This is a genomic window from Roseisolibacter sp. H3M3-2, assembly GCF_029211165.1.
In the GTDB taxonomy this organism is placed as follows: domain Bacteria; phylum Gemmatimonadota; class Gemmatimonadetes; order Gemmatimonadales; family Gemmatimonadaceae; genus Roseisolibacter.
On record NZ_JARGEK010000206.1, the window covers coordinates 1 to 8,576 of the forward strand.

8 protein-coding genes are annotated in these 8,576 nt (G+C 77.1%); 1 reads left to right on the top strand and 7 read right to left on the bottom strand.

Annotated features, from left to right (window positions below):
• The 5 genes from PYV61_RS16060 to PYV61_RS16080 all read right to left on the bottom strand — a co-directional run.
• A partial coding sequence (locus PYV61_RS16060) for a cytidylate kinase-like family protein (RefSeq protein WP_275833394.1) occupies nucleotides 1-451 on the bottom strand: 451 nt, incomplete at its 3' end.
• A 25-nt stretch (nucleotides 452-476) separates the two neighbouring features.
• The gene (locus PYV61_RS16065; RefSeq protein WP_275833396.1) at nucleotides 477-1,460 is read right to left on the bottom strand and encodes an NAD-dependent epimerase/dehydratase family protein; all 984 of its coding nucleotides are present in this window, start codon (nucleotides 1,458-1,460) and stop codon (nucleotides 477-479) included.
• A gap of 9 nt (nucleotides 1,461-1,469) precedes the next feature.
• Nucleotides 1,470-4,109: an ATP-binding protein gene (locus tag PYV61_RS16070; RefSeq protein WP_275833398.1), complete on the bottom strand. Its 2,640-nt coding sequence runs from the start codon at nucleotides 4,107-4,109 to the stop codon at nucleotides 1,470-1,472.
• A gap of 149 nt (nucleotides 4,110-4,258) precedes the next feature.
• Nucleotides 4,259-4,828: a GNAT family N-acetyltransferase gene (locus tag PYV61_RS16075; RefSeq protein WP_275833400.1), complete on the bottom strand. Its 570-nt coding sequence runs from the start codon at nucleotides 4,826-4,828 to the stop codon at nucleotides 4,259-4,261.
• Nucleotides 4,821-6,302 (bottom strand): magnesium chelatase, encoded by a 1,482-nt coding sequence (locus PYV61_RS16080; RefSeq protein ID WP_275833403.1) that lies wholly within the window; start codon nucleotides 6,300-6,302, stop codon nucleotides 4,821-4,823. The genes PYV61_RS16075 and PYV61_RS16080 overlap by 8 nt, the downstream gene beginning before the upstream one ends.
• Before the next feature lie 322 nt (nucleotides 6,303-6,624).
• On the opposite strand from PYV61_RS16080, the gene PYV61_RS16085 reads away from it, so the two are divergent.
• Nucleotides 6,625-6,834: a hypothetical protein gene (locus tag PYV61_RS16085; RefSeq protein WP_275833405.1), complete on the top strand. Its 210-nt coding sequence runs from the start codon at nucleotides 6,625-6,627 to the stop codon at nucleotides 6,832-6,834.
• A gap of 92 nt (nucleotides 6,835-6,926) precedes the next feature.
• Here the strand turns inward: PYV61_RS16085 and PYV61_RS16090 are convergent, their stop codons facing one another.
• Both PYV61_RS16090 and PYV61_RS16095 read right to left on the bottom strand, forming a co-directional pair.
• Entirely contained in the window at nucleotides 6,927-8,102 is a 1,176-nt protein-coding gene (locus PYV61_RS16090; RefSeq protein ID WP_275833408.1) for a hypothetical protein, read from the bottom strand.
• Nucleotides 8,099-8,576, bottom strand: a 478-nt coding sequence (locus PYV61_RS16095) for an HAD-IA family hydrolase (protein ID WP_275833410.1), incomplete at its 5' end; no start/stop codon positions are given. The genes PYV61_RS16095 and PYV61_RS16090, both read right to left, overlap by 4 nt.

The window sequence follows — 8,576 nt, forward strand, 5'->3', positions numbered from 1 at the left end:
CCGCCACCCGCGCCGCGCGCGCCTCGCGGGGCGCGCAGCAGAGGACGTGCAGCGCGTCGCGCCGCCCGGCGAGCGCCGCCTGCGCGCCGCGCCCCACGACCACCACCGGCCCGCGCCCGGCCGCCTCGACGATCACCCGCTGCGTGACCTCGAGGACGCGCTCCTCCGTCGGCGCCGGCGCGGTCGAGCCGGCGGCGCGCCCGCGGAGCGCGGCGGGCACCGCGGGCTCGGCGTCGGTGGCGCCGAGCGCCAGGGCGTCGGCCAGCCGCGCGGCCAGCGAGGAGCGCCGCGCGTCGCGCGCCGCCAGCGCCGCGCGCGAGGTCCCGAGCCGCGCCGCCACCTCGTCGAGCAGCGCGTCGTCGAGCAGGGGCCACCCGAGGGCCTCCGCCACGCGCGCGGCCAGCGCCGAGCCGCCGGCGCCGAACTGCCGGGAGACGGTGACGATCGGCATCGCCGACCCCGCGGGGCGCCCCGGGTCAGCCGGCGCCCGTGCCGGCGGGAAGGTGGCGGGCGGCTCCCTCGCGGAGCCACCACTCCCACGTGCGGCGCAGCCCCTCCTCGACGCCGACGGCCACGTCGTAGCCGAGCGCCCCGCGCGCGCGCTCCAGCGAGGCGAGCGAGTCGCGCACGTCGCCGACGCGCGGCGGGCCGTGGCGCACCTCGATCGGGCGGCCGCTCACCCGCTCCAGCAGCGCGACCAGCTCCAGCAGCGACGTGCGCCCGCCGGCGCCGGCGTTCGCCACCGTGCCGCTCACCCGCTCGGCCGGGCCGAACGCGGCCAGCATGTTGGCGTCGACGACGTTGTCGACGTAGGTGAAGTCGCGCGTCTGCCCGCCGTCGCCGTTGAGCGTCACCGCCTCGCCGAGGTGCGCCGCGCGCAGCAGCAGGGGGATGATCGCCGCGTACGGCCCCGTGGGGCTCTGCCGCGGGCCGAACACGTTGAAGTAGCGCAGCGCGACGCCCTCGAGCATCCCGGCGCGCGCGTACGCGAGCACGTACTGCTCGGCCGCCAGCTTGGACGCCGCGTACGGCGAGCGGGGGAGCGGCTCCTGCGTCTCGACCTTGGGGAGCGTCGGCGTGTCGCCGTAGAGGGAGCTGGAGCTCGAGAAGACCACCCGCCGCGCCCCGGCCGCGCGCGCCGCCTCGATGAGGCGCACCGTCGCGTTGACGTTGGCCTGGTGCGACGCCCACGGGTTCTGCATCGAGCGCGGGACGCTCCCCAGCGCCGCCAGGTGGAACACCACCTCGGCGCCCCTCGCCGAGCGCTCGCACACGTCGGGGTCCACCAGGTCCCCGGTGACCAGCTCGATGTCGTCCGCCACCTCGGCCAGGTTGTCGGCCGACCCCGTGACGAAGTTGTCCACCACGCGCACGGCGTGGCCGTCGGCGAGGAGGCGACGGACGACGTGGGAGCCGATGAATCCGGCGCCGCCGGTCACGAGGCAGAGGCGAGGCGTCATGCCCCGAACCTAATCGCGCCCGCCCCCCGCCGCCGCGAGCACCGGCGCCCCCTCCCCGGCGTCGAGGACGTCGCGCACCCGCGCCGCCAGCATGTCCGGGGTGAACGGCTTGGCGATGAACGCCAGCGCCTCGGTCGACACGCCGCGGTGCAGCACCTCGTCCTCGGTGTACCCCGACATGAAGAGCACCCGCAGCGTGGGGCGGTCGCGCAGCAGCGCCTCGGCGAGCGCGCGCCCGTGCATCCCGGGCATCACGACGTCGGTGAGCAGCAGGTCGATGGGCGCCTCGCGGCGGCGCGCCAGCGCCAGCGCCGCCGGCCCGTCGGCCGCCACCAGCACCTCGTAGCCGCGCCGGGCGAGCGTCTCGCGCGCGATCGAGCGCACCGCGTCCTCGTCCTCGACCAGCAGCACCGTCTCGCTGCCGCCGCGGGCCGGCGGCGCCGGGGCCTCGGCGCGGCGCGGCTCGACCGCCGCCGCCTCGGCGCGCGGCAGGTACACCGTGAACGTGCTCCCCGCCCCCGGCGCGCTGCGCACGCGCACGGTGCCGCCGGCCTGCCGCACGATCCCGTACACCGTGGCCAGCCCCAGCCCCGTCCCCTTGCCGCGCTCCTTCGTCGTGAAGAACGGCTCGAAGATGCGGGCCTGCGTCTCGGCGTCCATGCCGACGCCCGTGTCGCGCAGCTCCAGCACGACCCACCGCCCGGCCGGGACGCCGGGGTGCGTCGGGTCGTGCGCCTCCACGCGCTCGTCGCGCGTGGCGAGGCTCATCAGCCCCCCCTCGGGCATCGCGTCGCGCGCGTTCAGCGCCAGGTTGACCACGATCTGCTCGACCTGCCCGGGGTCGGCGAGCACGGCGCCCAGCGCCGGCGCGCGCGCGGTCACCAACCGGATGTGCTCCCCGATCATCCGGCCGAGCATCGGCTCCAGCCCCGCCAGCACCTCGTTGAGGTCGAGCGGCACCGGCTGCACCACCTGCCCGCGGCTGAAGGCGAGGATCTGCCCGGTGAGCCCGGCCGCGCGCTGCGCCGCCAGCCGGATCGCCTGGAAGTCCTCGCGCTCGGGCGCGCCGTCGGGGAGGTCGAGCAGCGCCAGGTCGCAGTAGCCGAGGATGCCGGTGAGCAGGTTGTTGAAGTCGTGCGCGATCCCGCCGGCGAAGCGGCCGAGCGCCTCCATCTTCTGCGCGCGGCGCAGCTGCTCCTGCGACTCCTGCAGCGCGCGCTCGGCGAGCCGCCGCGCCGTCACGTCGATCGCCACCGAGAGGCGCGCCGGGCGCCCCTCGTGCTCGGTGATCGCCGTGAAGATCTCGACCTCCATCGTCGTCCCGTCGCGGCGCAGGTGGCGCCACACGCCGGCGTTCGCGCGGTCGTTGAACGACTGCGCCATCCCCAGCGAGCGCGCCACCGAGAGGAAGCGCAGCCGCTCCTCGGGCGGGCGGATGTCGAGCAGCGTCAGCTCCGCGAACTCGGCGCGCGACCAGCCGTACTGCGCCACCGCCGCGTCGTTGACGGCGAGGAAGCGGTACGTCTCCAGGTCGACCATGTAGATCGGCAGCGGCGACGCGTCGAACATGAGCCGGTGCCGCTGCTCGCTGCGGTGCAGCGCCGCGGTGCGCGCCGCGATCGTCGCCGCCATCTCGTGGAACGCCTCGGCGAGCGTCTCCAGCTCGCCGGTCGCGGCGTGGCGCGCGGGGCCGGGGGGCTCGCCGGCCGCCAGCCGCTGCGCGTCCTCGGCGAGCGCCTCCAGCGGCTGCACCAGCCGCCGCGCGACCGCCAGCGCGAGCCCCAGCGACACCACGAGCGTCAGCAGCGCGAGCAGCACGTCGCGCCGGATCTCGCTCTCGACGTCGACCAGCGCGGCGCGGCGCGGCATCGCCACGTGCACGCGCCACCCCAGCCCGGGGAGCCGCGTGTGCGCGACCAGCAGGCGGGTGCCGTCGTCGGCCGTCACCTCGCCGACGCCCTCGGCCGGTGCCGCGGCGCGCGCCGTCGCGAGCGCGCGCCCGATGGCCAGCGAGTCGGCGCCCGTCCCGCCGAGGACGACGCCGTTCGCGTCGACGAGCGTGGCCGAGGCGCCCGCGGGGAGCCCGGCCTGCACCAGGGTGCGCGCGAGGGACCGCAGCCGCACCGTGCCGAGCACCGCGCCGCGCAGCGCGCCGTCGCGGTCGCGCACCGGCTCGGCGAAGGTCACCGTCCAGAAGCTGGTGTCGCCGCGGGCGCGCACCGGGTCGCCGACGGCCGCGCGCCCGGTGCGCAGCAGGTCGCGGAAGTAGCGGCGGTCGCCGGCCGCCACCGACGCGCGGTCCGGCAGCGGGCGCAGCGACGTGCCGACGTTGGCGCCGGCGCGGTCGTGCACCCAGAGGTTCGTCACCGCCTCGACGTCCCCGAGCCCGTCGCGGATCGCGCGCAGCACCGAGTCGTTCGCCGCCACCGCCGCCGGGTCCACGCGCACGGTGTGCGCGGTGGCCACCAGCATCGCGCGGATGTTGTGCACCCGGTCCTCGACGCGCCACCGCACCTGGCGGGCGGCCGACAGCACCCGCTCCTCCGTCGCCTGGCGCGCCCGCGCCGCGCGCTCGTTCGCGCGCAGCGCCGCCAGCGCCAGGAACGGCGTCAGCGCCATCATGACGAGCAGCACGAGCTGGCCGCGCATCCCCAGCCCGTGGCGGGGCCGGCGGGGCGGGGCGGGGGCGGGTCCTGCGGGCATCGCGGCGGGGAGGGGCGCGGACCGGCCGGGAAGGGGGGCCGGGCGTGCGGGAGCGGGGCGGAAAGATCGCCCGGCTCCCGCGGCGGGGACACCCCCTAGCGCCGCCGCCGCGCGGGCGCCGGCTCCAGCGGGCGCACCAGCAGGTGCTCGGCGACCGCGAACCCCATCGCCCGCCAGGCCGCCACCCCGCCGGCGTTGTCGGACGCGGCGTGCAGCCGCAGCTCGTCCAACCCCCGCTCCCGGCTCCACGCCTCGGCCTCCGCCAGCAGCGCGCGCATCACCCCCGCGCGCCGCGCGTCGGGGACCACGTAGACCGACGCGACGTACCCGTAGCGCGGCGGGTCGAGCAGCGGCGAGCCGCGTCCCTCCATGCAGCGCAGGATCCCGACCGGCGCGTCGTCGTCGGGGCGCACCGCCAGCCAGGTCACCTCGGCGGCGGAGGCCAGCTGGTCGCGGAACAGGGTGCGGGCGCGCGACGGCGCCTCCCGGTGCAGCCGCCCGTACACCGGGTTCCCCCCGTGCTCGCGCAGCAGGGCGAGCCGCAGCGCGAGCACGTGGTCGAGGTCCGCCGACGTCGCGCGCCGCACCGCGAACGCGGGGTCCGCGGGGGGGGCCGGCGCCGAGCGCGCCGGGCGCGCGGCGCGCACCGCCGGCGGCTCAGGCACTCATGCCGCCGCCGAAGAGGTCCTGCCCCGGGCGCCGCCGCTGCTCGGGCTGCGCGCGGCCGTACTGCCCCGCGTCCGAGCGCGAGATCTTCTTGCGCGCCACCAGCGCCTCCAGCACCAGCTCGCACGCCGCCGCCAGCTCGCCGGGGCGCCCCTCGGGGGCCAGCTTGGCCGCCCGCACGGCGTCGGCGAGGCCGGGGATCGTCTCGTACGCCTGCGCCACCAGCGCCGACGGCTGCTCGTCGTCGACCTGCAGCGCGCCCCCCTCGTCGAACCAGATCACCACGTCGTCGGTGCGCAGCGACCCGGCGCGCGCCTTGAGCGTCGCGTCGGCCGCGCGGCGGATCAGCTCCCGCGCGATGGCCGGGCCGCCCACCAGCTCCCCCTCGTACTCCAGCTCCAGCTTCCCGGTGATCGCCGGCAGCGCCGCGAACACGTCGGCCAGGCGGGGCACCACCTCGGTCTCGCCGGTGCGCACGGCGCGCCGCTCGGCGTTGGACACGACGTTCTCCATCACGGTGATCGGCATGCGCTGCGACACCCCCGAGCGCTTGTCCACGCGCTTGTCGGTGCGCGCCTCGAACGCCACCCGCTCGACCACCTCCGACACGACGTCGGGGACGACCACCGGGCGCGCCGCCTCGCCCTCCGCCTCGCGCGCCGTCCACGCCTCCTGCGCCGTGATCTCCATCCCCAGCTCGACGCTCTCCGGGTAGTGGGTCACGACCTCGGAGCCGATGCGGTCCTTGAGCGGCGTGATGATCTTGCCGCGCGCCGTGTAGTCCTCGGGGTTCGCGGTGAAGCAGAGCAGGACGTCGAGCGGCAGGCGGACCGGGTAGCCTTTGATCTGGACGTCGCCCTCCTGCATGATGTTGAACAGCCCGACCTGCACCTTGCCGGCGAGGTCGGGGAGCTCGTTGAGGGCGAAGATCCCGCGGTTGGCGCGCGGCAGCATCCCGTAGTGGATGGTCAGCTCGTCGGAGAGCAGGTGCCCGCCGCGCGCCGCCTTGATCGGGTCCACGTCGCCGATGATGTCGGCGATCGTCACGTCGGGCGTCGCCAGCTTCTCGACGTAGCGGCTGTCGCGGTCGACCCACGCGATCGGGGTGTCGTCCCCCGCCTCGGCGAGGCGCTGGCGCGCGAACTTGGAGATCGGCGCGAACGGGTCGTCGTTGACCTCCGAGCCGGCGACCACCGGCATCTCGGGGTCGAGCAGCCCGACGAGCGCCCGCAGGATGCGGCTCTTGGCCTGCCCGCGCAGGCCGAGGAGGATGAAGTTGTGCCGGGACAGCAGCGCGTTGACGATCTGCGGCATGACCGTCTCCTCGTAGCCGAGCACCCCCGCGAACAGCGGCCCGCCGGCGGCGAGGCGCGCGAGGAGGTTGCGGCGCACCTCGTCCTTCACGGAGCGGGGGCGGCGGTCGGCGTACGGGGAGCGCTTCAGTGCGCCCAGGGTGTCGGGACGAGACGCCACGGGGTTCCTCGAGGGGGTTGGACGGATGTCGGCGCCCGCCGGCGGTCGCAAGAAGCATTCGAGCGTCGGGCGGGGCCTCCCACGCGTGCGCGCACAACGCGCGGCGCCCGCGATCGGTTCGACCGCGCCCGGACCGTCCGCGCGAAGGCGTTGCGCCGTCGTGACTTGCCTAACATTGTGGCGCGCGCGCTCTCTTGACAGGCCCCAGCGGCCCGGTGAGATTGGGGTCGCCAAATCCGAGCCCGACCTTATTCGGGCGCGGATCCGCGGCGCGTCCTACCCGCGCGCCGCCGCCCCGCCCAACACCCCCAGGAGATCGCTGATGAAGCGTCTTGCCCTCGTCGCCGCCGTGTTCGCGCTCGCCGCCTGCTCCACGAAGGAGGAGGCTCCGGCCACGGACACCGCCGCCGCCCCGGCGATGACCCCGGCGCCGGCCGCCGCTGATTCGGCTGCCCCGGCCCCGATGCCGATGGATTCCACGATGAAGATGGATTCCACGATGAAGACGGATTCGACGGCGAAGCAGCCGTAATCGATCTCCGCTCGGTTTGGCGGGAGCGGGGCGCGTCGCACCAGCGGCGCGCCCCGCTTTCGTTCTCCCCCCAGTCCTGACCGCGGCCCCGCCTACAGCGGGAAGGGCAGGGGGCTCACGGTCAGCAGCCGCGACACGCGCGGGCGCGCGTCGGCGTCGGTCGCCGGCGTCCCCTCGGCGCCCGGCGCCGGCCAGGTCGCCGTGAGCAGCGCGCCCGGCGCCACCTCGCGCCGCACCATCCCCAGCGCCACGCCGCCCAGCCGCGGCGACAGCACGCTGGAGCGCACGTCGCCGACGACCTTCCCCTCCTCGTCGGTGAGCTGCGCGCCGCGCGGCACGACCCCCTCGTCGGCCGGGTAGGCGAGCCCGCGCAGGTGCCGGTTCACGTGGCCGCGGAAGTGGATGCGCGCCACCACCTCCTGCCCCGTGTAGCACCCCTTCGTGTACGAGATCGCGCGCAGCTCGTCGAGGTTCGCCTCCTGCGGCAGCGTGCCGTCGTCGACGTCGAGCCCCCACTCGGGGTAGCCCGCCTCGACCCGCGCGATGGTGTACGCCCCCTCGCCCCCGCTCACGATCCCGGGCGCCGCGTGCGCGACGCGCGACCAGGTCGCGTCGAACGCCTCGGCCGGCAGCAGCACCTCGAAGCCGTCGAGCCCGAGGTCGGGGACGCGCACCACGAGCAGCGTCGCCCCGTCGGCCGTCAGCGTCGCGTGCCCGTACGGCGCCAGCGAGCCGAGCGCCGACGGCGGGATCGCGAACGCCGCCGCCAGCGCGTCGCGCGCGTGCGCCCCGTACAGCCCGAACGCGCGCACGCGCTCGGTCACCCGCGCGTAGGGCGCGGCGCGCGGGTTCACGTACTTCTTCAGCATCGCGCCCCACCCCTCGGCGGCCCGCGCCGGCACGTCGAGCACCAGCGCCACCCCGTCCAGCCATCCGCGCGCGCCGTCGCCGTCGGCGGCCGCGTCGTCCACGGCCAGGACGCGCACGTCGGCGACGATCTTCCCCTTCGGCGTGAGGGCGGCGGCGTACTGGCCGTGCCCCGGCGCCAGCGCCGCCACGTCGTTGGTGACCAGCCCCGTCAGCGTCTCGCGGGCCCGCGCGCCGCGCAGCGTCCACCGGTCGCGGTGGCTGCGGTCGACCAGCAGGGCGCCGGCGCGCAGCGCCGCGTACTCCGCGGCCGGGTCGCCGTAGTCGCGCACGAGCGGCGCGGCGACGGTAGCGGCGGGGCCGACGCGCGCGGGGGCGCCGGGTGGGGTGGGGACCGTCATGGGCGGTCGGGGGCGAGGTCGAGCAGGACGGCGAGCGAGCCGGGGGTGAGGCCGGCGAGCGTGGCGAGTCGGGCGTCCGGCGTCGGCGCCTCCGCGTCCCGCTGCGCGGATGATGCCACCGGGGGTGGGGCGAGGGGCGCCACCCGGACGACGCGGAGCCCGGCGCCCCGGGCGGCCGCGACGCCGGCGGCGGCGTCCTCGAAGGCGACCGTCCGCGCCGGGTCGACGCCGCCGCGCGCCGCGAGGCGCGCCAGCGCCGCACGGTAGCCGTCGGGCGCCGGCTTCGGCACCCGCACGTCGTCGGCGGTCACCACGCAGGCAAAGTGCGCCTCGAGCCCGGCCAGGGCGAGCACCCCGTCCACCTCGCGGCGGCGGGCGCGCGTGACGAGCCCCAGGCGCAGCGTGCCGCCGAGCGCGCCGAGCGTCGCGCGCACCCCGGGGGCCAGCGAGACGCCGGCGGCCAGCGCCCACCCG

Coding starts and splice junctions, on each gene's coding strand:
- PYV61_RS16065 (WP_275833396.1), bottom strand. CDS start 1,460: ATGACGCCTCGCCTCTGCCTCGTGACCGGCGGCGCCGGATTCATCGGC.
- PYV61_RS16070 (WP_275833398.1), bottom strand. CDS start 4,109: ATGCGCGGCCAGCTCGTGCTGCTCGTCATGATGGCGCTGACGCCGTTC.
- PYV61_RS16085 (WP_275833405.1), top strand. CDS start 6,625: ATGAAGCGTCTTGCCCTCGTCGCCGCCGTGTTCGCGCTCGCCGCCTGC.
- PYV61_RS16090 (WP_275833408.1), bottom strand. CDS start 8,102: ATGACGGTCCCCACCCCACCCGGCGCCCCCGCGCGCGTCGGCCCCGCC.